This window comes from Endoryza foliicola, assembly GCF_050589245.1.
GTDB lineage: Bacteria > Bacteroidota > Bacteroidia > Chitinophagales > Chitinophagaceae > Endoryza > Endoryza foliicola.
In genome coordinates, this window is the sequence record NZ_JBOBEW010000001.1 from 520,742 (window position 1) to 544,862 (window position 24,121).

Here is a 24,121-nt window from a genome sequence, read left to right on the forward strand (position 1 = left end):
TAAGAATCAATTAAACTATGGTCAAGAATAGTAGAAATGGCTAGAAAACAGCGATCACCTGTAAAATACGGCCCCCAATCCCGAAATTTAGCAAAATCAGGCAGAAGACAGCTTCAAAAACCGCCTCTCCCCTCTCCGCACCTAAGTTTCAGCCGTTTTTCCACAATTTGTTCATAATCTTTTTTCCCCTATTTTTGCTACCCATTCAAAAGAATTAAAGAGAACCTATGTCTATTATTCAAAGTCTACGTGACCGTGCTGCCTGGATCATCTCTGGTGCCATTGCTTTTGCCCTTATCGTGTTTGTGGTGGAAGAAGGTCTGAGAAACAAAAGTGTATTCGGAAACAGCTCAAACACTCTTGGAAAAGTAAATGGTACTACCATCGAGCGTCAATCCTTCGAGGAAAAAATGAAAAGAATCGAAGACAACTATGCTCGTCAGTACGGACAAACCATGGACGAAAATACCAGAGCACAACAAAGACAAGCGCTTTGGAATGAATTAGCAGACGATGCTATCATGGAATCTGTTTACACAGATTTAGGTCTCGACGCAACCGATGCTGAATTGAGCGACTATATCTTCGGTCCAAACCCTCCGCAAGATCTCCGTCAACGCTTCACTAATAATGAAGGCGTATACGATGCCAACCAAGCTTACCAAACAATTCAATCTATTAAAAAGAATAAGAATAGTGCCGACTATAATTCTTTCTTTGGTGAATACATGCCTGCAGTTGCGAAATTTCGCAAAAGAGAGAAATACCAAGACCTTTTGGCAAATAGCTTTTATGTACCAAAATGGTTGGTTGAAAAAAGTGCAAACGAAAACAGTCAAATTGCAACCATCAATTTCGTAGCAGTTCCTTATGCAAGTATCCCCGATTCAGCAATAAAGGTTACCGATGAAGATATCACTGCATATGTAAATAAAAACAAAGCGGCCTATAAACAAGAAAAAGCTGCATCAATTGATTTTGTGTTTTTTAGTGGTGCGCCTAATCACGAAGACACGGTTTCTGCAATCAATTCATTGAATGCAGTAAGAGATAGTTTTGCAACCACAACCAACGTTTCTCAATTTTTGCAAGCGCAAGGAAGTGCAACTCAGTACTACGACGCCTTCATCACCCGTAAAAAAATTCAGATTCCTGCAATTGATTCAATCATTGCACATCCTGCAATCTACGGTCCATACAATGATGGTGGTACCTATGTACTCTCTCGCGTAATCGCTTCAAGAAATATTCCCGACTCTGTAAATGTTCGTCATATTTTAATTGGTACTATTAAGCAAGATCCAAGCACCGGTCAAACTTATCCAATTAGATCTGAAGAAGATGCTAAGAAATTGGCTGACTCTATTCAAACAGCCATCAGAGGCGGAGCTAATTTTGATACACTCTGCGTAAAATACTCAGATGATGATGGTAGCAAAACCAGAGGTGGTAAGTATGAAAAAGTAGAACCAGGTACAATGGTTCCTGAATTCAATAACTATATTTTTGAAAATCCGGCAGGATCAAAAGGTGTAGTGAAAACAGACTTCGGATATCATTATATAGAAGTATTATCTCAAAAAGGCGGTTCACCTGCTTATAAAATTGCCTACTTCACAAAACAGATTGTTACTAGCGATGCTACTGCAAATGCTGCTTTAGGATTGGCTACTCAATTTGCGGCTGAAAGTAGAGACACAAAGAAATTTGCAGAAAATGCAAAAGCTAGAAACTTCAGTGTTTTAAAAGCAGAGCAAATTGATCCGTTGGCAACCGAAATTCCGGGAGTACAAGGAAATGCACGTGAAATGATCCGTTGGATTTTCAATGATGCTTCTGAAGGATCGGTTTCTGAAAAACCTTACGAAATTTCAGGAAACTACATCGTTCCATTGGTACGCAAAATTTATAAAGAAGGAACGAAAGACGCAGAAGCAGCACGCCCTGACGTAGAGTTCAAAGTAAGACAAGAAAAGAAAAAGGACATGATTGCCAAGAAAGTTGGAAACCCGGCTACTTTGGCTGATGTAGCGAATGCGCTTCAAACACAAGTAGTAACTGCGGATAGCGTAAGTTTTGGTAACCCTACAATTAAGAACATCGGATTTGAACCTAAAGTTGCCGGAGCCGCCTTTAATAAAGGCTTCCAAGCAAAACTTTCAGGTGCAATTGGAGGAGAGCTTGGAGTGTACTACTTGCAAACAGTTTATGTTGGAGCAGTACCTAACACAAGCTTGGATTTGAAAGCACAACAAGCAATTCAAATCAATCAATTTAAAATGTTCGTAGGCCGCTCACTTTTCGACACGAAAAGAAAAGCAGCGAATATCGTGGACAATAGATACAAGTTCTTCTAAGAAGAAACGAATAAAGAAAAGCCGGCCCATTAAAAGGCCGGCTTTTTTGTGCATTAATAGCACCAAAACCCACATTATTGACAGAAATGCGCATTTCCGAGATGCGAAATATTATACTCGGAGCTTCTATACTTCCCTGTCTTTACTAATTTTGCACTATGACTACTCCAATTATTAATAAAGTATCCGAGAGCGGGTTGATAACACTCGATCTGGAGACCTATTTTCCTAAAAATGAAATCATGGTGTTTGATCTAAAGCCCATGCTTTTCATGGAGTTGATGTTAAAAGAAAAGGATTTTCGTCAGTCTCTTCAAACGCACGACTGGACTCAATATCAAGACAAAATTGTTGCCGTTACTTGCTCATCCGATGCTATCATACCGGTATGGGCATATATGTTAGTTGCATCGAATCTCCAACCTTATGCGAAAGATGTAATTTTCGGCTCTGAGGAAGATGCTCAAAAACAAGTATTGCAAAAAAGGATTCAAGAATTAAACCCCGCCGACTATCAAGACCAACGAGTAGTTGTAAAGGGTTGTGGCGAGTTGGAAATCGGCGCCTTTGCCTATCTGGAAGCAACCAAGCTCCTTCGTCCGGTTGCAAAAAGTATCATGTATGGAGAACCCTGCAGTACAGTACCAGTTTATAAAAAGAAATAGGAATGATCATCTTAGCAAACCTGACCAACCTCGATGAAATTGCTTTCCTCTTCGAAGAATATCGTGCGTTTTACAAACAAGAACCAGATCCTATAGGGGCGCGGGAATTTTTAAAGGCAAGAATTCAATCAAATGAATCCGTGATCTATGGTTTTAAAGAAGAAAACCAATTAATAGGATTTACCCAGCTCTATCCCTCCTATTCATCCACAAGAATGAAAAGAATTTGGATACTCAACGATCTGTTTGTTTTACCCGAACATAGAGGAAAGGGAATCTCTAAGAAACTGATAGATGCTGCAAAAGAACTCGCGATTTCTACAAATGCAGCAGGACTTCTTTTAGAAACGGCGAAAACGAATGATATCGGCAACAGCCTTTACCCTGCAACCGGCTTTCATTTGGAAAGTGATACAAATTTTTACTGGTGGACCGCCCCAGGTTCTTAAATTGCATTCATGCACATTCAATCCAAACTTCCCAAAGTAGGCACTACTATTTTTACAGTAATGAGCGGTTTGGCCGCACAACACAATGCCATCAATTTAGGTCAGGGCTTTCCCGATTTCTCAATGGACGAAGCATTGATGGATGAAGTAACGCGAGTAATGAAAGAAGGCTTTAATCAATATGTACCCATGCAGGGTTATATGCCACTAAGAGAAGCGATTGCCGAAAAGGCTGATTTTTTATACAACGCGAAGATTGATCCCGCAAACGAAATAACCATTACCCCCGGTGGCACATATGCCATTTATACAGCACTAACAACCATATTAAATCCGGGAGATGAGGTAATTGTGTTCGAGCCCGCATACGACAGTTATATTCCAAACATTGAAGTAAACGGTGCCGTTGCAGTGCGCATCCCGCTTGACTTTCCTTCCTATGCCGTTAATTGGAATGAGGTTCGAAGAAAAATAAATTCAAAAACAAAAGCGATCATTATTAACTCGCCGCACAATCCAACCGGATCCATTCTAACGGAAGAAGATTTAAAATCACTCGCATCAATAGTTGAAGGAACGAATATATTTATCATCAGTGATGAAGTATATGAACATCTTGTTTTTGATCAAAAGCAACACCAATCTGTATTGCGATTTCCTGAATTAAAAAAACGCTCATTTGTATGTTTTTCGTTTGGAAAAGTATACCACTGTACCGGTTGGAAGTTGGGGTATTGTATTGCAGATGCGCCCTTGATGGAAGAGTTTAGAAAGATCCACCAATTCAATTGTTTCAGCTGTCATACTCCATCACAAGTTGCATTGTCTCGCTACTTAACTAACAGGGAAGCATACCTTGGATTAGGCCCGGCCATGCAAAAGAAAAGAGATTATTTTATTCAATTGATGAAGGAAACTCCGTTCGAATTATTACACAGCTCCGGTAGTTACTTCATTACAGCGAAGTATGATAAAATAAGCAATCTTCCCGATCATGAATTTGCGGTTGAGCTAACAAAGAAGGCGGGGGTTACCACCATTCCTGTTTCAGCATTTTACTATAATTCAGACGACAACAAAGTAATCCGTTTTTGTTTTGCAAAAAAGGAAGAAACGCTTGAAAGGGCCGTTGAAAGGCTGGTTTCGCTCAAATCATTATAAATCTAACGCGCTGTGCTATTGGTGAATCAAGAAAAAGCGATGGTATCAAAAAAGCAAGAGTTCGTTCTCCTACACTAGCTCTTTATCATACTTCTTATGTATTTAAAATGATTTCATTTTTTGAGTACCATTCGTCCATATCTGCGGAAAACGATGTTCGAAGCCATTTCGAGCATGCTTCGCAAGGCCGAAGGCCTGAAGAAGGATGCGAGAAATCTGGGTTGTTATAAAAAATCCCCGTCATCCCGATCGAGCGAGGCTGCGGAGCAGCCGCAGCGAGAGAGGGACCTCAAAACCTGTTGTTATGAAAGAGGCGCTTTTCAAAGGGATTCTTTTCATTAAACTGGTTGGTGAGTTTTTGAGTGGTTTGGTTATTTAGTTTTTGAGTTTGTGGCTTTGAATAATGTCAGAGCGTTGAAAGGCGCCTTTATTGAAAGACTTTTTCGTGAGAAGAATTCGCTGTTGATACGACTACTTAAAAACTAAACAACTCAAAAAACCTAGCACTTAATGGCTTGGAGCGTCATTGCTTCGAAACCGGCTTCTATCTTCAAAACCCGTTCTGAGGTTCCTCTCTCCTTCGTTTGCTTTGCAAACTCAGTCGTTCGGAATGACGGGGCAATTTTTATTAATCATTCGACATTTTTCGTGGCCCCACTTCGGCCCTTCGATAATCCCTTCGGGTACCCTTCGACTAGACCTACGGTCTGCTCAGGGACCGCTCAGGGACCTCGTGGGACCCACTCAAAATATCGGTTGGAGGAGTCGCTTTGATAGAAAAGTACACTTTTATAAAGCCTCATCACTCATTAACTGGTATGTCATGAAACGTTGGAGACTGTATATTCCAATAGCACAATACGTTATAAATCTAAGAAAAGCGAACTCCCAATTGTTTCAACTCCGCTGCTAATTGTTCCGGATTTTGAAAGTGAATGATTGTAAACCCAAGCTCTTTTGCGGGGTGAAGGTTGCGGAGATTGTCGTCGATATAAATCGATTTTGAGGGATCAATATTGAAACGAGCAATCAACTTTTCATAGATGATCTTAAATGGCTTTCTTGTATTTTCTTCACCCGATACCAGGCGTCCATCAAACCAATGTAGGAAATCGTACATTCCCAATGCTGTTGGAAAGGTTTCTGCGCTCCAATTGGTAAGCGCATAGGTGGAATAGTTAGAATTAGATTTTATATTACGAAAGACTTCTACGGTTCCTTCAATAGGTCCACCCAACATTTCGACCCAACGATCATAAAAGGCTCTGATATTTGCCTCCTGCTCCGGGTGTGCGTTTATCAATAATTCGGTTGCCTCTTTTAGTGAACGACCGCCGTCTTGTTCCTCATTCCAATCAGAAGTACAAATATTTTCCAGAAACCAATTCATTTCGGCTTCATTCGAGAAAATCTTGCGGTATAGGTATTGGGGGTTCCAATCAATTAAAACGCCTCCCAAATCAAAAACAATGGTAGTAATCTGTGACATGGAATGAAGATAAAAAACAAACGGGAAATCGATGAGCCGTCTTTTGACCGTTATTGGCCGCGGTTACCCGGCTGAAATCCACTTTGAAAAAAAATTAAAAATTATTTTTAGTTTTTTTTGAACAAAAACCGACTGGGCTATAATGAACTAATGAATTGAAAATTAAAAACTTGTAGCAAGAAATGAGGAGGTATATAAAAGAAAAAAGCCCTCCCGTGGAAACGGAACGGCCTCTAACGATTGCTTGCCATATGAAAAATTCTTATATTCGCTTCAGTAACAGCGCTGTCTGTTATTTGGCCTCTACCTGATTGCACCATTTCTCACGATTGCCTGCCATATTTTCCAGATGCTTTAGTAGCGCTGTTGATGATGTAAAAGTAACGCGCGTTTCTTGCCGGAAAAAATCAATTATTGCTCTGTTTTATTATCGCAAAACGATCAGTTTGTCCACAACTATTTGAAAACAAGGGATTTATAACTAATTTTGCTATTATGCCCAGCAAATTTTCAGATACTTTGTTTCAACTGGTTCATTCACTGGAAAAATCCGAGAAAAGGCATTTTAAACTATATATAAAGAGGAGTTCGGCTAAAGAGGAGTTGAAAATTATTCAATTGTTCGATGTTTTAGATAAGCTCACAGAATATGATGAGAACCTGATCTTGAAAAAGATGTCGGGAATTACTAAAACACAACTAGCAAATTTAAAAACGCATCTCTACAAACAGTTACTCGCAAGCTTACGCTTGTTGAAACTGGCGGATAATATAGATCTTCAGTTGAGTGAGCACCTAGATGAAGCTCGTATCTTATACAACAAAGGATTAAAGATTCAAGCGCTTCGCATCTTAGAACGTGCGAAAGAAATGGCGCGCGCCAATCAAAAATTCAATACGCTTGTTCAAATCATTTCTCTAGAGAAAAAAATCGAAACACTTCACATTACTAGAAGTACTACGGATAAAACCGCGGACTTAGCAAATGAGGCTTTAGAGATCAGTAGCCATATCGATCGCGTAACACGACTTTCAAATCTTGCGCTATTGCTTTATCGCTGGTATGTATTGCACGGTCACTCTCGCAATGAAGAAGACGAAAAAGAAGTAAACCAGTTCTTCAAGGAATACCTTCCCAAAGACATGAATGCCGTTAATGGCTTTTATGAAAAACTTTACCTCTATCAGAGCTATTGTTGGTATGCATTTATTCGTCAAGACTTTTTAATGTACTATCGTTATTCGCAAAAGTGGATCGATTTGTACGACGAGAGTCCACAAATGCTGGCCATTGAAACCGGTCACTACATCAAGGGCATGCACAATTTGTTGAATGCTCATTTTGATCTACGCAACTTCCAAAAATTTGAAATTGCATTAAAGAAGTTTGAGGCTTTTGAAAAAACCGAAATTGCACAAGCACACGATAATTTTAGAACACATACTTCCATTTATATCAACAGCGCCAAGCTGAATCAACACTTAATGCGAGGGACCTTCAAAGAGGGTCTGGTATTGATTCCCGAGATTGAAGCGAAGTTGAATGAATATGCGGTGTTTGTTGACCGCCATAGAATTTTGGTGTTCCGGTATAAGTTCGCATCACTATATTTTGGTAGCGGACAATACTCAAGAGCGCTCGACTATCTCCAAGAAATCATTAACGGATCTCAAGACCTTCGTATCGATCTTCAATGTTATGCGCGCCTGATGCACTTGATGAGCCACTTTGAATTAGGCAACTTCGAGTTGATGGAGAGTTTAACAAAATCGGTGTATCGATACATGTCGAAAATGAAAAACTTGACGGTTGTGGAGGAAGAAATTTTCAGATTCCTAAAAGTGTCGTTCGGATTACCAAGAACAGCATTGAAAACAGAACTTGAAAAGCTCTTGCAAAAAATCAAGCACCTGGAAAAGAATCGACATGAAACAAGGGCCTTTGCTTATTTGGATGTGATATCATGGATTGAAAGCAAAGTGCAAAATAAAACGATGAGCGAAGTGATTTATGAGAAGTATAAGAAAGCGAAGCAACGGAATTATTGAGACACGCATTAAGTGATGAGTATTTTAGTTGTTGTGCTATTTAAATAAAAGATCTCAATCATTTCATAACATACTAGTTAATGAGCGATAGTACTATATAACAGTCCAATCTTTTAGCCAAGCGAATCCTCCAACCGATATTTTGAGTGGGTCCCACGAAAAATGTCGAATGATTAATAAAAATTGCCCCGTCATTCCGAACGACTGAGTTTGCAAAGCAAACGAAGGAGAGAGGAACCTCAGAATGGGCTTTATAGAAAGAAGCCGGTTTCGAAGCATTGAAGATTTACTCCATTAATTGCTTAGTTATTGAGTTGTTGAGTTTTTAAGTTCTTTAGTTGTTACACTATTGACACATGGCACTGATCTTCACGCAAAATGTCTAAAAGAACAAATTTAAACCCGTATCTTTTTTAATGCCAAACTCAAAAACTAAATCACTAAAAAACTCACCAACGAGTTTAGTGAACAAAACAGTTTCACAAGCACTTCGTCCATAACAACGCGTTTTGAGGTCCCTCTCTCGCTGCGACTGCTTCGCAGCCTCGCTCGTTCGGGATGACGGGGAAATATATTAAAAACCCAGATTTCTCGCATCCTTCTTCAGGCCTTCGGCCTTGCGAAGCATGCTCGAAATTCACTCTAAATAGCGTTTTCGGTGAGAATGAACGAATGGTACTTCAAAGAATGAAATTATTGTGGCTTGATATAGAAGTGTGCAGTGCGACAATTTCGAGCGATAGCGAGAAATCTGGGTTGACTCCCACACAGCCCGTCATTCCGATCGAGCATTTTTTGCAAAGCAAAAAAGCGCAGAGAGGAACCTCAAAACGGGTCTTATAGAAAGAAGCCGGTTTCGAAGCATTGAAGATTTACTCCAATAATTGCTTAGTTATTGAGTTGTTGAGTTTTTAAGTTCTTTAGTTGTTACACTATTGACGCGCGGCACTGATCTTCACGCAAGTATGCCCAAAAGAACAAATTCAAACCGGTATCTTTTGTAATGCCCAAACTCAAAAACTCACCAAAGAGTTTAGTGAAAAAATCCCTATCAAAGCCGCCTCTACTCTAACAACGTGTTAATGAGTAATATACTTTAAAAAGAAGCCCGGTTAGAGCATGTGTCTTTAACCGGGTTTTTCTTTTATACAATAGGCTTACTTATATTCCTAATTAAGTATTTACAATGCTTTAATAATTGAATGCAATGGGTTTTTGTCCGGTACTATTTACCATTAATGCTTTCTGTCCGCTTTTTACAACAGTATTGGTGATTTTTGTTTGTACCCATTTGCTGTTTCTTCCGCTCACATAGAAACCATCAAAAATATTTTTCTTTCCATTTTCAAAGCTGGCGTTGAATAAGGGAAGTTGTTTCCAATAGCCAGGACTTACTTCAACATAAAAGCTGATATCATCAAAGTAGAATTCTCCATTTCCGTTAACTGCGGTATAGAACCAAAGCTTGAATGCTTCAGGGTCGATGGTACCAACAATGGTGTAAACGGTCCAGTCTTGTTCTTGGCGGGTTTCTAAACTAAAATTACTGCGGAGGAAATCGTCCGGTCCTTTGCCTACATTGATTCCATGAATACGAGGCTTTGACAAACTATCGCCGGGCATCGATTTAACCGCTATCTCGTAACGGAATTGATGACCACGGTATTCTTTCACCGGAACTTCTTTTACGAAGTAAAACTCTTCGGTATAATGCCATTTAGATTCTTGGGCAAACAAGCTCGTTGCAACAAACAAGCTTAAGAATGCAAGTACATTTGCTTTCATCGGTATGTGGATTAGGGTTTTATCTATATCAAATCGTTCCGACCCTGAAAAGGTCTCAAAAAACTACTCTGCGTACCTCCGCACCTCAAACTTCAACCTCTTCGAACACGCAACAACTCCTCTCTGGGTCTCAAATAAATCAACCACACAAAAAAAGGACACCTCTGCGTACCTCTGCGCCTCTTCAAAACTCAGCAACTCCAAATACAGAACCACTCCGCCTCTGCGTCTAAAATCTTCCTTTCTCTCAAACGAAGAAACCAATAAAATCTTGTAAAGTAAAGCCCAATCTTACTTGAGAAGCTGATATACGAGTAAACTCATAGTGTAGGCCAAGAAGGTCATATAGGCGAGTTGGATCAGCGGCCATTTCCAGCTCTTGGTTTCGCGCTTTACAACCGCCAGCGTGCTCATACACTGCATCGCTAACACATAGAAAATCAATAAAGAAAGGCCGGAAGCGAGGGTATAAATAGGTCTGCCGTCTGTCCAGGTAGCTGCTTTCATTTTTTCGGAAAGCGTATTGGCATCGGCATCATCGCCGCCTTCCACACTGTATAAAGTGGCCATCGTACCAACAAAAACTTCGCGAGCGGCGAAAGAAGTCACGAGTGCAATTCCAATCTTCCAGTCGTATCCGAGTGGTTTGATGGCGGGTTCAATCGCTTTTCCGATTCTGCCGGCATAGGAGTACTCCAATAGTTTCGCACCCATTTCTTGACTCAAACTGTCTTTTGCCTCCGGGTTTTTTACAATCAAAGCCTCATACTCGGTTTGGATCTCTGCTCGTTTATCGCCGGGACCATAAGAACTCAAAGCCCAGAGAATCAAGCTGATGATCATGATGATTTTACCGGCATCAAATACAAAGATTTTTGCCTTATTGATCATGGTAACCACCACGTTGTTCCACCGCGGAGGGCGATAGGTTGGCAATTCCAGAATGAAGAAGCTCTTTTCCTTGATTTTGATAAACCATTTGGCCACATACGAAACAATCAGCGCCATTACCAGTCCCAGTAAATACAATCCCATCATCACCAGGCCGCGCTGACTCAGAAAACCGAAAAACAGTTTATCGGGAATAACGAGAGAAATAAGAATGGTATAGACCGGCAGACGGGCGGAGCAGCTCATTAAAGGGGTCACCAACATGGTGAGTAACCGTTCCTTCTTGTTTTCGATATTCCGGGTACTCATGATGGCCGGAACCGCGCAAGCGAACCCGCTGATCATAGGCATCACACTTTTCCCATTCAAGCCAACTTTCCGCATTAATTTGTCGGAAAGGAAGCTAATTCGAGCCATATAACCGGTATCTTCTAACACCGTAATCAAACCAAAGAGAATCATGATTTGAGGCACAAAAACCAAAATTCCGCTCAATCCGGCCAAAATTCCGTTCAAAAACAGGTCAGAAAGCCAATTTTTGGGCAAAAATGACGCAAACCAATCGCTCACAGATGCAAATCCCCATTCAATAAAATTCATGGGATATTCCGCTAACCAGAAAACAGATTGAAAAAGCAAGAAAAGAACCGACAAAAGGATAATATAGCCCCAAACTCGATGTAAAAGCAGGTTATCCAGCTTATCACTGAAAATCTTCTTTTCCAAAGGTGTTGGTTCCGACACCGATTTTTTCATGATCGCGCTGATCCGTTGGTATCGTTGCAGAATTTCTTCCGCCTGCACTTTTGTATGATTAAACTGGTGTTTTTGCTCGATTTTCTCGATTTTTTGCTGTAAATCGCCCGAAAGTTGGAAGTTTTCGTGATTTATGAGGTAGTGAACGGCTTTATAATCACTCAATTCGGGGAAGAGCTCTTTCACTTCTTTCACAGCTTCAAGGGCATTACCGGCTACGGGAATAAAATCACGAACCGGAGCTTTGTATTTTTCAGCTGCCGTGTCTTCGATCGCCTTTTTAAGTTGGGGAATGCCTTTGCCTTTGCGCGGATTCACCGGAACCACGGGAACACCCAATTCGCGTTCGAGGGCGGGCACGTCAATTACGATATCTTTTTGCTTTGCCAAATCCACCATGCTCAGGGCAACAATCACAGGGATCTTAAGGTCGATGATCTGGGAAACAAAAAGAAGGTTTCGTTTGAGGTTGCTGGCGTCAACAACCAATAAGATGAGATCCATTTCCAGCTCTCGATCTTCCCGCATCAAAACTTTATAGGCCACCCATTCGTCTTCGCGACGCGGGTAGAGGGAATAAGTGCCGGGCAAATCGATCAGTGTGGCCTCCACATCGGTGCTTAACTTGAAGGATCCGGCTTTCTTGTCAACCGTAACCCCCGGAAAATTCCCCACTTTCTGCTGGAGACCGGTCAATTCGTTAAACAGTGAGCTTTTTCCGCTGTTCGGATTCCCTACGAGGGCGATATGGAGCTGCTTTTTAGACAAAGTCCGCAAAAATAGCCAAAGGCTTTGGGCTTTTGATTACGATATGAGTAAAATCAGTAGCGAGTTTGGGTGAAAGAGGGAGGTTTTAGACGCGGAGGTGGAGTGGTTTTGAATTTTGGGTGGCTGAGTTGAGGTGAGGCGCGGAGGAACGCAGAGAGAAGTTGTGAATTTGACGCAGAGAGGGAGAGGCTTTGTGTTTGGAGTGGATGGGTTTTTGAGACGCAGAGGTGGAGTGGTTTTGAATTTGGAGTGGTTGAAATATTGAGGCGCGGAGGAACGCAGAGAATTATGGAGGGCAATTAATGATAGATAAGGTGTAGTGTTATTGAGATCAATCATCTTAAAGTGCGATTCCTCCAACCGATATTTTGAGCTTGGGCCTTCGAGGTCCCTGAGCTTGCCCTGAACGCTCCGAAGGAGCAGTCGAAGGGTACCCGAAGGGATTATCGAAGGGCCGAAGTGGGGGCCACGAAAAATATCGAATGTTTAATAAAAAAATGAGGGGTCATTCCGAACGACTGAGTTTGCAAAGCAAACGAAGGAGAGAGGAACCTCAGAACGGGTTTTATAGAAAGAAGCCCGTTTCGAAGCATTAGCGCTACGTTCTATTAAGTGATATGTTATTGAGTTATTTAGTTTTTAAGTAGTCGTATCAAAAGCGAATTCTTCTCATGAAAAAGCTTTTCAATAAAAGCACCTTTCAAGGCTATGACATTATTTATAGCCCCAAACTCAAAAACTAAACAACTAAATCACTAAAAAACTCACCAATGAGTTTAGTGATAAAATCGCTTTCAAAAGAGCTGATTGGATAACAACGCATTCTAAGATTTCTCGCATCCTTCTTCAGGCCTTCGGCCTTGCGAAGCATGCTCGAAATGGCTTCGGACAACGATTTCGGCAGAGATAAAAAAATGGTACTATAAAAAGATAAATTATTGTGACTTGATACACAAGTGTGCAGTGGGACAATTTCGAGCGATAGCGAGAAATCTGGGTTATTTACTCCCTAGCCCGTCATTCCGAACGAGCATTTTTTGCAAAGCAAAAAAGCGCAGAGAGGAACCTCAAAACGGGTTTTATAGAAAGAAGCCGGTTTCGAAGCATTGACGCTTCACGCTATTAATTGCTAAGTAATTGAGTTGTTGAGTTTTTAAAGTTCTTAAGTTGCTACACTATTTATGAATGGCGCTCATGTTCGCGCAACAATGCAAAAGCACAAGGTAAAGCCAGTATCTTGTTCAAAGCCCCAAACTCAAAAACTAAATAACCAAACAACTCAAAAACTCACCAATGGGCTTTTAATATCAATTATTTGAACTGAATTAAAACTCTGCAGTCTTCGGTGTTCTTGGGAAGGCGATTACGTCTCTGATATTGCCCATACCGGTTACAAACTGAACCATTCTTTCGAAGCCCAATCCGAAACCTGCGTGAGGTACCGTACCAAAGCGACGCGTATCGAGGTACCACCACAACTCTTCAGCAGGGATGTGCATCTCCTCCATTCTCGCCAATAATTTTTCCATGCGCTCTTCACGCTGAGATCCACCCACAATTTCACCAATGCCCGGAGCTAGGATGTCCATGGCTGCTACCGTTTTTCCATCATCGTTCTGACGCATGTAAAAAGCCTTGATCTCTTTTGGATAGTTGGTTAAAATAACCGGCTTTTTAAAATGCTTTTCTACCAAGTAACGCTCATGCTCACTTTGAAGATCCATTCCCCATCCCGTAATCGGATATTGGAATTTCTTCTTCTTATTGTGATTGCTTTCTCTCAAAATTTCAATCGCTTCAGTATAGGTCAATCGCTCGAAAGCATTGTTCAAAACAAACTCCAGTTTTTCAATCAAGCCCATTTCACTGCGCTTGTCTTGAGGCAAACTCTTTTCTTCTTCTTGCAAACGTTGCGCAAGGAACTCAAGATCTTCGCGATTGTTGTCCATCGCGTATTGAATGATGTACTTGATGAATTCTTCAGCAAGATTCATATTGTCTTCCAAATCATAGAAAGCCATTTCCGGTTCAATCATCCAGAACTCCGCCAAGTGGCGCGCTGTATTTGAATTCTCTGCACGGAAAGTGGGTCCAAAAGTATAGATCTCACCAAAGGCAGTAGCACCAAGCTCTCCCTCCAATTGACCACTCACAGTAAGGTTGGTAGATCTTCCAAAAAAGTCTTCTTTGAAGTTTACAGTACCGTCTTCGTTTCTCGGAGTTTCGTCGAAAGGAAGGGTGGTCACACGGAACATTTCTCCCGCACCTTCCGCATCACTGGCTGTGATGATCGGTGTGTGCATGTATACAAATCCTTTTTCGTTGTAGAATTTGTGAACCGCAAAAGCCAATGCATGACGCAAACGGAACACAGATCCAAACGTATTGGTACGGAAACGCAAGTGTGCGTTTTCGCGCAAGAACTCAAGACTGTGTTTTTTAGGTTGCAAAGGATATTTTTCAGCATCACTATCACCCAAAACTTCAAGTGAAGTGGCTTTTACTTCTAATTTCTGACCTTTTCCAAGAGAAGGAATTACGGTACCGGTAACTTTCACCGAAGCCGAGGTGGTGAGGCGTTTCAGCGTAGTTTCGTCAAAAGCACCCAATTCCAACACCACTTGCAAGTTCGCATTGGTAGATCCATCGTTCAGGGCAATAAATTGATTGTTACGGAAGGTTCTTACCCATCCCATAACGGTCACCTCCTGTCCGGCAGGCTCTGATTGTAACAATGTTTTGATCTTAATGCGTTTGTTGAACATATACTACGTGTTTTTAACGGACGGCAAAGATAGGAAATTTAGGCCGAGCTTGCAATTCAAAGGTTTTGAAACCCTTTCTGAAATTAGGAATCGGGAAGCCTCTCTGTTTTCTTAAATTCGTTTCACAAACACTAACGAATGCGAATCATCAAACTTCTTTCCTTTTTCTCTTTCTTATCATTTTTTGCTTCTGTTAACCAAGTAAATGCTCAAGCCTCTTCAGAGCCTGCCACTTATTGCAATCCCATCAACTTGGATTATGGTTACACGCCCATTCCCAACTTTTCAACTTGGGGCCGACACAGGGCAACCGCAGATCCGGTGATCACTTATTTCAAAGGAGACTATTATTTGTTTTCGACGAATCAGTGGGGATATTGGTGGAGTCACGATTTGAGTAAATGGAATTTCGTTCCGCGCTTGTTTTTGAAACCCTATCATAAAGTGTACGATGAGCTCTGTGCTCCGGCCGTGTTTTCAATGGGTGATACCTTGTTTGTAATTGGATCAACCTATGCGAAGAATTTTCCGATTTGGATGAGCACCAATCCGCGTGTAGACGAGTGGAAAGAAGCGGTGGATAGTTTTGAAGTAGGAGCCTGGGACCCGAGTTTCTTTTTAGACGATGATGGTCGGCTGTATTGTTATTATGGAAGCAGCAACTTGTATCCTTTGTATGGAATTGAGATCGACCGAAAAACCTTCAAACCCATTGGCGAAAGAAAAGAGTTGTTGCACTTGAATCATGAAAAATACGGCTGGCACCGATTTGGGGAGTACTATGACAATACATTCTTAGATCCCTTTATGGAAGGGGCTTGGATGAACAAACACAATGGAAAATATTACTTGCAATATGGAGCACCCGCTACCGAATTCAGTGGATATGCCGACGGTGTGGCGGTAAGTAATAGCCCTTTGGGTCCTTTTGAGCAGCAAGTCCACAATCCCTTTAGTTTTAAACCGGGAGGGTTTATTAGAGGGTCGGGTCACGGAGCTACGTTTAACGATCGTTGGGACAACCTGTGGCACGTATCAACCATGGTGCTGAATGTGAAGAATAATTTTGAGCGAAGACTGGGTTTGTGGCCCGCGGGTTACGACAAAGACGGGCTGCTGTATACGAATACGCGTTTTGGAGATTATCCTCATTATCTGCCAAAGCGAAAAGAAGATCATTTGGAGTCGAAGTTTACCGGTTGGATGTTATTGAATTATCAGAAGCCGGTATTGGTGTCGAGCACATTGGGAGGCAATGGTGCGAATTTGGCGGTGGATGAAAATGTAAAAACTTATTGGAGTGCTAAAACAGGAAAGAAGGGCGAGTACTTTCAAACTGATTTGGGTAATGTATCGGAAGTTCGCGCCATTCAAATCAACTATGCCGATCAGGATGTAGATTCAGCTTTCTTAGGGAAGATTCCGAATACCTATCATCAATACCAATTGTATCATTCAGTAGATGGAAAGAACTGGCAACTGTTGATAGATAAGAGCAATAACAAGACCGACGTACCACACGATTATATTGAATTAAAGTCTCCCATCAAAACACGATATATAAAGATGGTGAATATTCACATGCCCACCGGAACCTTTGCCCTCAGCGGGTTTCGTGTTTTTGGAAATGGCCTGGGCGCAAAACCCGACAAGGTAAAAGAGTTCATGGTGCTGCGTGGTGAAAAGGACAGAAGAAGCGCTTGGGTTCGTTGGAGTCCGGTAAGCAACGCTTATGCATACAACATCTATTACGGCATTGCTCCCGATAAAATGTACAGTTGCATCATGGTGCACAGCGCCAACGAATACTACATCAAAACCATGGACAAAGACCTCACCTATTATTTTCAGATCGAGAGTGTGAATGAGAATGGGGTGAGCGAGAGGACGAGTGTGATGAAGAATTAGGCGGGATTGTGCTAATATTTGATAAAAAGTGTATAACACTAACTATGTGGAATATAATAGGATGATGGTATAGCAATTTGATTGGTGTTTCGTATATTTACGTGTTGTGCGTAATATTCTATTATGAAATTCGACAGACTAAAATATCAACAGACCAAACAAGAGATAATAGACTTAATCAAGCAAACTCATGCATGGGAGACAGATGAAGGGTTTATTGCTGACGGAATTATTTGCCCAGACATTTACCAAAAGGAAGAACTAAAAATACTTGTCATACTAGCAGAATCTTATGGCTACAGCCACGCTCAGCTTGTTGACATCGAAGAACAGCCTAATGAAGATATTATGGGTGTTGGAAATCCAAAAGTTCAGACACCTAAGAAAATCGCGGCATTACTTTGGCTGTTGTTTAAGTCTATTGAGCACGGGCAAGAGATAGAATGGAGAGATTTTCCAGAATTTTTACAAACAAGTGATAATAATTATACAGAGCTACAATATGCCTTATCAAAAATTGCATGGATAAACGTTAAAAAGGCTTCAAAGATTATAGATGACGAAGACAATAACACAACTCGTTTAGACTACCCGGAAATTTATAACGCCGGGATTCGAAACAAAAACATCATTGAATTGCAAATAAATTCCATTGCACCGGACTTAATAATAGTTTTTAGTAATCCCGTTATTCATTGTTTGTACGACAACAAAATATTAGGGGACGGTATTGACAGACATACAAAATATAAAATTCAAATAAATTCGGCCGGACAAAAAATGATTTACATGAACCATCCAAGCTATTTGGCAGATTGGGGCTATGAAGGAATTTATGAAACCTTTCAAATTTTATACAGGGGCTTATGTGACATTACTGATACTACGCACAACATTGGTATTGCCAATAGTGGGGCTGGACGTAGCAACAATGGGTTGCGGTAATTCTTCTGTGCTGTGGTTCGGGGCTTGACGAATCCCGTGAAAAACGGGACAGGTGCCGCCCAGCTTTAGTTCTTAATATTTAACTTTATCAAAAAGCCAGTCAGAAGTTCCGGGCGGACGAATACAAAATTCCGCACAATCGGCAATACTTGCTCTTTAGCAACAATACAACTTAGACTATGACAATCATTGATGTTTTAAATACAATCAATATTCCCCCTAAGAGATTGTGGTGTTGAATTAAATAAAATGGAAAGACTTTAGTCATTTTACTATAGGCTTGAAATAGCTGATTTTTGTACGAGTAACAATGAGGCGCTCAATTTGATAAATAAAGTATTAGTTGAAGTTGAAGATTGTCATTCCGGTTTGGTGGCCGATGGCATGCCAGAGCTACAATATAGCGGTAGAATGTATCCAGTTCAGGAAGACTTTATAGTTCGAGACGATGAAAGAATTATTGCAAGAAGCAAAGGGAATGAAATAGTTATTGATAATGACGGTGACTTTGTAATTAAAGATCGAAAAACAGGACTAATAATTATTTCAAAGACAAGATAAAACTAAAATGGAAAACTTCAATATATTATTAGCGAAATCTACAATCAGGTTTCTAAATATTAATCTGACTCATTTGAAAAAACTTTCTATTGAAAATTTTAATGAGAAGTGCCTAATTTATGTCAACACTAATAAGTGTATTTTCAATATTAGTATTTCTAATCTTATTGTAGTTGAAGTTGATAACAATCAAGACAGATTTAACTCTAACTTTTACAATGAGACTTACAGATACCATTCAGTTGACGATTTCAAGAAACTTTTCAACAAGTTGGTATTAAGAGCAACAAATAAAGAAAGACAAGAATTAAAAGTCAAATATAAAGGTAGAGATTATCCAATTTATATTGAACTATCTAGTATTGACAATTATAGAAGTTTAGGTACAGAAAAAAAATATGATTTGAATATTTACGACAGTAAGGGCAAAGGACATTTTGTTGCACAAGTATCTGAATATCCGTTAGGTATCTTTAATCTGGTTCATGTTTTCGAAGGCTTTGAAATTCGAGAGACTGAAATAATAAATTTCTTCGAGTTAAAGAAATAGAAATATACTACTTCTAACATTGGTATTACCAACAGTCTGGCTTGATTTAGGAGTAATCGGTAGCAGTAGTTCTGTTGTACTTCGGTTCGGGGATCATTAAATAAAGACCAACGTTAGTTCTTAATATTTAACTCTATATTTTCAATCAGCAGCAGTTATCACCAGACGGAACACAAATTTCCAACATGCATTAAGCCTTGCTCGTTATATGTCACACAATTGAAACATACCGTACATATTCTAACACCCTAGACTTTGCCATGCTGCGCAACGCTATCTTTAGCACATTGCAGGGCACACAAAACCCTGACATAAAACAAGCCTTGCAACGAGCTAAAAATACCAACGCCCCTAGCCAACGTACAACCCAGCTGACAGAAATCTCATGGACTTCAATTCAAATCTGGGCAAGACAATTTTCATCAACAACTCAATGAAGCTATATAAAGCATTTTAGCTAAAGATTTTGGCAATTCAAAAAAGGCTGCTAAATTTGACAAAACTGTCAAGGTAAAATTTCAAGACCATGAAAGAAACATTTGGAGAGTATATACACAAGCTAAGGGTTGAAAACAACTTGACACTGACAAAACTTGCCGCAGCTCTCGACATTGACCAATCAACTTTATCAAAAATTGAGAACAATAAAAGAACTGTTCCAGAAGAAATACTACCAAAACTTGCAAAAGTCTTTCAGTTAGACAGAAAAAAATTAGACAGAGAGTTTTACAGTGAAAAAATCGCAATACTCATCTATAAAGAGGATAACTCGAAAGAATTATTTCAAATAGCCGAAGAAAAAGCGAAATACCTGCGATTAAAATCAACAAAAGAAGGAAAGCTAAATATCTAACTCATGTATAAATCGTATAAAGAAAATTCAGAATTGTCAGCAGTAGAAGAACCGCAGATACTGATTAATTTTAAAACAACAAAAAGTAAGGCAATAACTTTAACAAAAAAAACATACAAAGTTGTATCGCTTTTTAGCGGTTGCGGCGGTTTAGATTTAGGATTTACCGGAGGGTTTAATTTTAGAGATAGACACTTTGAAAAAAATAAATTCAAAATTGAATTTGCAAACGATATTGATCCTGCCGCAGAGTTAGTCTATAATTCAAACAAATCATTTTTCGGAAAACATTCTTTCGTAAAAGATGACATAAAAAACATTGCCATAAACACTATTCCTGATTTTGATTTTTTAATTGCAGGCTTCCCTTGCCAGCCTTTTTCAAATGCTGGTTTAAGAAAAGGCATCAATGATGAAAGAGGTAATTTATTTGAAGAATGTGAAAACCTTTTAAAGCAAGCACTTAAAAGAAAAAATCCACCGATTGGATTTGTATTTGAAAATGTGAAAGGAATTCTTTCCTCAAAAATGGATAATGGAACAAGTATTCCTGATGAAATAGTTAAAAGAACGGAAAAACTCGGTTTCAAAACGAATTATAAATTATTCAAGACCTGTGATTATGGCGTGCCTTCAAACAGACAACGGTTAATAATTGTTGGCATCCGTAAAGACATTGGTTACTTTGACTTTTCTCTTTTAGACCAAGTAGTTGCGGAGTATAACCTTCCGAATGAAAAAGAAAGCCCGTATGATTTGTATTTAGGTTCTGCCTTATGTGATATACCAAAAGATGCCCCACAATACAACGACTTTTGGAAGTATTCACCAGGCGGACAATATATGGTTGACAAAATCGGTGCTTGCCTTGATGGTAGAGAGGCACTCGAAAAATTTAAAAAAAGAACTCCATTACATGAAATTTCAAATACAATTACAACTGGAAGGTCTTGGAAAAACATGAACCCAAAAGATATGTCTGAGAGGTTTTTGAAAATTTGGAACAATCCACAAAAATACAGAGCCCCTAATTTCTACAGAAGATTTGCTCTTGGTGAAATAAACGGAACAATCACAGCTTCAGCTCAACCAGAAAATTGTGGCATTACCCACCCTTTTGAAAATAGGCGTTTTACAATTAGGGAAGTTGCGAGAATACAATCGTTCCCAGACGATTTTACTTTTCCTTTCAAAACTATTGCTGACGCTTATAAAGTAATCGGAAATGCAGTTCCTCCAATATTTGGTTGGGTAATTGCAAAAGCCTTAACCAAGCACATAGACAATGGGTAATTTCAATCACATTAAAGCATATTTATTAGGGCTTTTAGTTGGTGGTGGTAAAGTTGACACAAATACTTTTGTTATTGACCTTCCCTTTAAAAAATGGGGGATGGACCCTATGCGAATGAATATCATTGCGAGTGACATTCTTACCAATATACGCCAACGTTTTAATACTACTTACAATTTTGATGTTACCTACGAAATTGGTAATAGTCGGTGGTTAATTACACCAATTGAGGGTGCAGATATTTCACCATTGATAAAGGATTTACAAGCCCTAAATTTACCTATCGGCGGCTTTTTATTATCAACTGTTGACTTAGCAATTGCAAAAACTAAACTTACAGGAATAAGTGTTGAAAGTTTTCTCTCAGGCGTCTTCGACACAAGGGCAAGTCTTACGCTTTCTCACAGGCGTTTTACTGATGATGCACCTGTTGTATCAGTCGAAATTCCTGGCAGTACAAAGAATTTCAAATTCGTTGTTCAATTATGTTCATGGCTTACTGATTTAGGCTCTATTACTGACCAAATTTTATATAATCATCCAAATCAACATGCAGCGTCTGACCCAGACTACAAGGGATGGAAGAAAGGGTTTAAGATTAGGTTTCTTGTGAAATCCTTTTTAGCGCAACATTCTTTTGCGCTGAAGGCAAAATCAATTGATGTAACTACAATTGAAAAGAAGCAGAAGAAAGAAGAACAGATTCCATGTTATCTAAGAAAATTACGTAAGCCGAGCCCAATAACAGTTCATAGCGACCAAAATTCGTCTGAACTTCCCATCGAAGTAAGAAATAAAATATTTTTCCATTATCATCATTTTTGTGCAGTTTTAAATTGTCCTCATGCACCAAAAGACGAAATCGATAAACTAATTAAACAGAAAAACAGCCTAATAAATTTCTTTCCTCGACTATCAAAAGGTTCGAAAAAAGAATTGCAAAAAGCATTCGAGAAAATTCAATCAACATATTTTCCTGACAAAGAAATATCAAAGAAAAAAACTAAAATAAGCAAGCTGCTTGAAGATGAAACATTTGTTGACTTTGCTGGATTAGACCAAGGCATCGCCTACTTATTTGCTACTTCTTTGAATGGTAAAAGGCATATGGGCTCAATGAGTAAGATTTTGAACAGTTGTTCTGAAAATATTGTTTTAGTTTCAACTATTGGAAGTGGCTTCAATAGCCCATTATTGGTAGTGAATACTACCAATCAAAGAGCTTTTATTTGTTCTTCTGTTTCAAACAAGCTAAACCAAGAAATGATTAAAAGGAAAATTACAGTAAAAGGATTAAATGTAAATATTCAATAGGATGAATGAAATTAGTTATTACGAAGAATTTTCAAAAAAGTTTATTCGGTATTTAAGTTCATACTTATATGGTGATTTTAAAGTTTACTACTCGTGCAACAACACTTTAGATACACTGGTTAAGGACTTAGAACTTCAATCGGGAATTACTATTAAGCCAGAAAATTCATACATTCCTAAATTAAAGGTCGATATAGTTTTTGCTGTTTGTGAAAACAATAAAGCAAGACTAATATTAATTGAAGCAAAATATTTACCCCAGTTAAGCCTTAAAGATTATTCACAGCTTGCAGGTTATTTGCAAGTAGCAAAAACCATAGACATTGGACTGCTATTGTTGGTACAAAAAGGAAATAGCATAAATAAGCTTTCAAATGATTTCCAAGAAATATTACGGCTAAAAAAGCTTCCAATGAATTGGCTTATAGACTTACAACAATTTAATGAACAGCATAATTTTAAAACAGGAATTATAAGTTACATTCCTAATAACGGTATTGATTGGGTCGACACCAAAGAAATTCATGGCATATCATCGTTTGAGGAATTAATGGACATCATTAAAACTTAGCCAACGCACCAAGTCAGACACATTTGAAAGGTACATAAAGCTGACACACAGAAGCCAACCTTGCATAAGAGCCCGTCTTTTGTCAACGCACAGGCAACACTCTGCAGTTCTACACATATCCACATTAAAGTTAACCGAGAAAAATGGCGAACGTAAAAAATGGGTATTGCCAAAAATGCAGGCTGACGGAAGCGAAAGTATTCACTTTTTACAATTCTAATTTCTCTAAGCCTTATGTCATATGGGTAGCTAAGAAACAAACGTACCCTAGCACGAGTATCTGATTACTGAATAAATTGGGACCCTACAATTATTATAACAAAAAAGCAATTCGACAGCATTTCCTAAAAAAGCACAAATTTGTTTTACAATACCAACGTTAATAAATTTACTGACAGTGAATATACTCCTATACTTCGGCTTTTGAATTCAAGTTTAATAGTGCCATTGAAAGACACGGTTTTTTCTAACCAGAGAGTATTCTAAATTTCTAGTAATGATTGACAGATCTGCGTAGATAAGCAAGATGCTAAAACTTTACCCCGATAATCTTATTAGCAGTGGAGTAGGGTATTACTTTCCGATACTAAAAGTTGAATATTACGGAACGGCTCATTTACGAAGTTATTTCTATGTGAAAAATTGAAGTTATAAATATGGTGTGCTGCCAACAAAAGTGTTTGCAAAAGCAGGGTGGACATTGTTACATCAGCTATGTGCAAGCATCAGCTGTGGATCGGGTTCAACGTTCAAATTTCAGTTTTAGTTCATAACTTCAACACCATATTTTCAAATGAGCTTTTATACCGGGCTAGTAAATCAGTGAATTCCCCGACTTCGCAAAAACCTGAACGTTGCCTAGAACTGTTTTCAAGGTTTTTGCAATAGGACGATTAAAAAACTAAATGGTAAATCAAACAAAATATAGATTACCTAGTAGAATCGAAGAAGCGCTTGGGTTCGTTGGAGCCCGGTAAGCAACGCCTATGC

Annotated in this window: 17 protein-coding genes; 13 read left to right on the plus strand and 4 right to left on the minus strand. The window is 39.3% G+C overall.

Annotated features, from left to right (window positions below):
- The first annotated feature begins 227 nt into the window (after positions 1 to 227).
- The 4 genes from ACQ2HE_RS02210 to ACQ2HE_RS02225 all read left to right on the plus strand — a co-directional run bounded on the left by ACQ2HE_RS02210 (position 228) and on the right by ACQ2HE_RS02225 (position 4,632).
- Positions 228 to 2,357: a peptidylprolyl isomerase gene (locus tag ACQ2HE_RS02210; protein ID WP_430894992.1), complete on the plus strand. Its 2,130-nt coding sequence runs from the start codon at positions 228 to 230 to the stop codon at positions 2,355 to 2,357.
- Positions 2,358 to 2,515: 158 nt separating this feature from the next.
- On the plus strand, positions 2,516 to 3,022 hold the full coding sequence (locus ACQ2HE_RS02215; protein WP_430894990.1) for a DUF2480 family protein: 507 nt from the start codon (positions 2,516 to 2,518) through the stop codon (positions 3,020 to 3,022).
- A 2-nt stretch (positions 3,023 to 3,024) separates the two neighbouring features.
- Positions 3,025 to 3,471: a GNAT family N-acetyltransferase gene (locus ACQ2HE_RS02220; protein WP_430894988.1), complete on the plus strand. Its 447-nt coding sequence runs from the start codon at positions 3,025 to 3,027 to the stop codon at positions 3,469 to 3,471.
- 9 nt (positions 3,472 to 3,480) lie between these two features.
- Positions 3,481 to 4,632: a methionine aminotransferase gene (locus ACQ2HE_RS02225; RefSeq protein ID WP_430894986.1), complete on the plus strand. Its 1,152-nt coding sequence runs from the start codon at positions 3,481 to 3,483 to the stop codon at positions 4,630 to 4,632.
- Positions 4,633 to 5,503: 871 nt separating this feature from the next.
- On the opposite strand, the gene ACQ2HE_RS02230 is transcribed toward ACQ2HE_RS02225, so the two are convergent.
- The gene (locus tag ACQ2HE_RS02230) at positions 5,504 to 6,121 is read right to left on the minus strand and encodes an HAD family hydrolase (RefSeq protein ID WP_430894984.1); all 618 of its coding nucleotides are present in this window, start codon (positions 6,119 to 6,121) and stop codon (positions 5,504 to 5,506) included.
- A gap of 495 nt (positions 6,122 to 6,616) precedes the next feature.
- Between ACQ2HE_RS02230 and ACQ2HE_RS02235 the strand changes: the two genes are divergently transcribed.
- The gene (locus ACQ2HE_RS02235) at positions 6,617 to 8,170 is read left to right on the plus strand and encodes a hypothetical protein (protein WP_430894982.1); all 1,554 of its coding nucleotides are present in this window, start codon (positions 6,617 to 6,619) and stop codon (positions 8,168 to 8,170) included.
- A gap of 1,191 nt (positions 8,171 to 9,361) precedes the next feature.
- Here the strand turns inward: ACQ2HE_RS02235 and ACQ2HE_RS02240 are convergent.
- The 3 genes from ACQ2HE_RS02240 to asnS form a co-directional block, all read right to left on the minus strand.
- Complete coding sequence (locus tag ACQ2HE_RS02240; protein WP_430894980.1) at positions 9,362 to 9,955, minus strand: hypothetical protein; 594 nt, start codon at positions 9,953 to 9,955, stop codon at positions 9,362 to 9,364.
- 291 nt (positions 9,956 to 10,246) lie between these two features.
- Positions 10,247 to 12,370: a ferrous iron transport protein B gene (gene feoB, locus ACQ2HE_RS02245; protein ID WP_430894979.1), complete on the minus strand. Its 2,124-nt coding sequence runs from the start codon at positions 12,368 to 12,370 to the stop codon at positions 10,247 to 10,249.
- A gap of 1,325 nt (positions 12,371 to 13,695) precedes the next feature.
- On the minus strand, positions 13,696 to 15,135 hold the full coding sequence (gene asnS / locus ACQ2HE_RS02250; RefSeq protein WP_430894977.1) for an asparagine--tRNA ligase: 1,440 nt from the start codon (positions 15,133 to 15,135) through the stop codon (positions 13,696 to 13,698).
- Between the two features lie 138 nt (positions 15,136 to 15,273).
- Here asnS and ACQ2HE_RS02255 point away from each other — a divergent pair, with 138 nt between their 5' ends.
- The 8 genes from ACQ2HE_RS02255 (at position 15,274) to ACQ2HE_RS02290 (ending at position 23,131) form a co-directional block, all read left to right on the plus strand.
- The gene (locus tag ACQ2HE_RS02255; protein ID WP_430894975.1) at positions 15,274 to 17,043 is read left to right on the plus strand and encodes a family 43 glycosylhydrolase; all 1,770 of its coding nucleotides are present in this window, start codon (positions 15,274 to 15,276) and stop codon (positions 17,041 to 17,043) included.
- 123 nt (positions 17,044 to 17,166) lie between these two features.
- Positions 17,167 to 17,988, plus strand: a complete 822-nt coding sequence (locus tag ACQ2HE_RS02260; protein ID WP_430894973.1) for a hypothetical protein — start codon at positions 17,167 to 17,169, stop codon at positions 17,986 to 17,988.
- Between the two features lie 324 nt (positions 17,989 to 18,312).
- Positions 18,313 to 18,549 (plus strand): hypothetical protein, encoded by a 237-nt coding sequence (locus tag ACQ2HE_RS02265; protein ID WP_430894971.1) that lies wholly within the window; start codon positions 18,313 to 18,315, stop codon positions 18,547 to 18,549.
- 73 nt (positions 18,550 to 18,622) lie between these two features.
- Complete coding sequence (locus tag ACQ2HE_RS02270; RefSeq protein ID WP_430894969.1) at positions 18,623 to 19,099, plus strand: hypothetical protein; 477 nt, start codon at positions 18,623 to 18,625, stop codon at positions 19,097 to 19,099.
- A 526-nt stretch (positions 19,100 to 19,625) separates the two neighbouring features.
- A complete protein-coding gene (locus ACQ2HE_RS02275) occupies positions 19,626 to 19,952 on the plus strand; it encodes a helix-turn-helix domain-containing protein (RefSeq protein WP_430894967.1) in 327 nt (108 codons plus the stop codon).
- A 3-nt stretch (positions 19,953 to 19,955) separates the two neighbouring features.
- Positions 19,956 to 21,245, plus strand: coding sequence for a DNA cytosine methyltransferase (locus tag ACQ2HE_RS02280; protein ID WP_430894965.1), 1,290 nt, complete (start codon positions 19,956 to 19,958; stop codon positions 21,243 to 21,245).
- Positions 21,238 to 22,560 (plus strand): hypothetical protein, encoded by a 1,323-nt coding sequence (locus tag ACQ2HE_RS02285; RefSeq protein WP_430894963.1) that lies wholly within the window; start codon positions 21,238 to 21,240, stop codon positions 22,558 to 22,560. The genes ACQ2HE_RS02280 and ACQ2HE_RS02285 overlap by 8 nt, the downstream gene beginning before the upstream one ends.
- A gap of 1 nt (position 22,561) precedes the next feature.
- On the plus strand, positions 22,562 to 23,131 hold the full coding sequence (locus tag ACQ2HE_RS02290) for a hypothetical protein (protein ID WP_430894961.1): 570 nt from the start codon (positions 22,562 to 22,564) through the stop codon (positions 23,129 to 23,131).
- Positions 23,132 to 24,121: the final 990 nt, after the last annotated feature.

What these genes read in the sequence shown, in the direction of transcription:
- ACQ2HE_RS02255 (WP_430894975.1), top strand. Translation starts at nt 15,274, where the DNA reads ATGCGAATCATCAAACTTCTTTCCTTTTTCTCTTTCTTATCATTTTTT.
- ACQ2HE_RS02225 (WP_430894986.1), top strand. Translation starts at nt 3,481, where the DNA reads ATGCACATTCAATCCAAACTTCCCAAAGTAGGCACTACTATTTTTACA.
- ACQ2HE_RS02275 (WP_430894967.1), top strand. Translation starts at nt 19,626, where the DNA reads ATGAAAGAAACATTTGGAGAGTATATACACAAGCTAAGGGTTGAAAAC.
- ACQ2HE_RS02290 (WP_430894961.1), top strand. Translation starts at nt 22,562, where the DNA reads ATGAATGAAATTAGTTATTACGAAGAATTTTCAAAAAAGTTTATTCGG.
- ACQ2HE_RS02260 (WP_430894973.1), top strand. Translation starts at nt 17,167, where the DNA reads ATGAAATTCGACAGACTAAAATATCAACAGACCAAACAAGAGATAATA.
- ACQ2HE_RS02280 (WP_430894965.1), top strand. Translation starts at nt 19,956, where the DNA reads ATGTATAAATCGTATAAAGAAAATTCAGAATTGTCAGCAGTAGAAGAA.
- ACQ2HE_RS02235 (WP_430894982.1), top strand. Translation starts at nt 6,617, where the DNA reads ATGCCCAGCAAATTTTCAGATACTTTGTTTCAACTGGTTCATTCACTG.
- ACQ2HE_RS02220 (WP_430894988.1), top strand. Translation starts at nt 3,025, where the DNA reads ATGATCATCTTAGCAAACCTGACCAACCTCGATGAAATTGCTTTCCTC.
- ACQ2HE_RS02240 (WP_430894980.1), bottom strand. Translation starts at nt 9,955, where the DNA reads ATGAAAGCAAATGTACTTGCATTCTTAAGCTTGTTTGTTGCAACGAGC.
- ACQ2HE_RS02215 (WP_430894990.1), top strand. Translation starts at nt 2,516, where the DNA reads ATGACTACTCCAATTATTAATAAAGTATCCGAGAGCGGGTTGATAACA.
- ACQ2HE_RS02210 (WP_430894992.1), top strand. Translation starts at nt 228, where the DNA reads ATGTCTATTATTCAAAGTCTACGTGACCGTGCTGCCTGGATCATCTCT.
- ACQ2HE_RS02230 (WP_430894984.1), bottom strand. Translation starts at nt 6,121, where the DNA reads ATGTCACAGATTACTACCATTGTTTTTGATTTGGGAGGCGTTTTAATT.
- asnS (WP_430894977.1), bottom strand. Translation starts at nt 15,135, where the DNA reads ATGTTCAACAAACGCATTAAGATCAAAACATTGTTACAATCAGAGCCT.
- ACQ2HE_RS02285 (WP_430894963.1), top strand. Translation starts at nt 21,238, where the DNA reads ATGGGTAATTTCAATCACATTAAAGCATATTTATTAGGGCTTTTAGTT.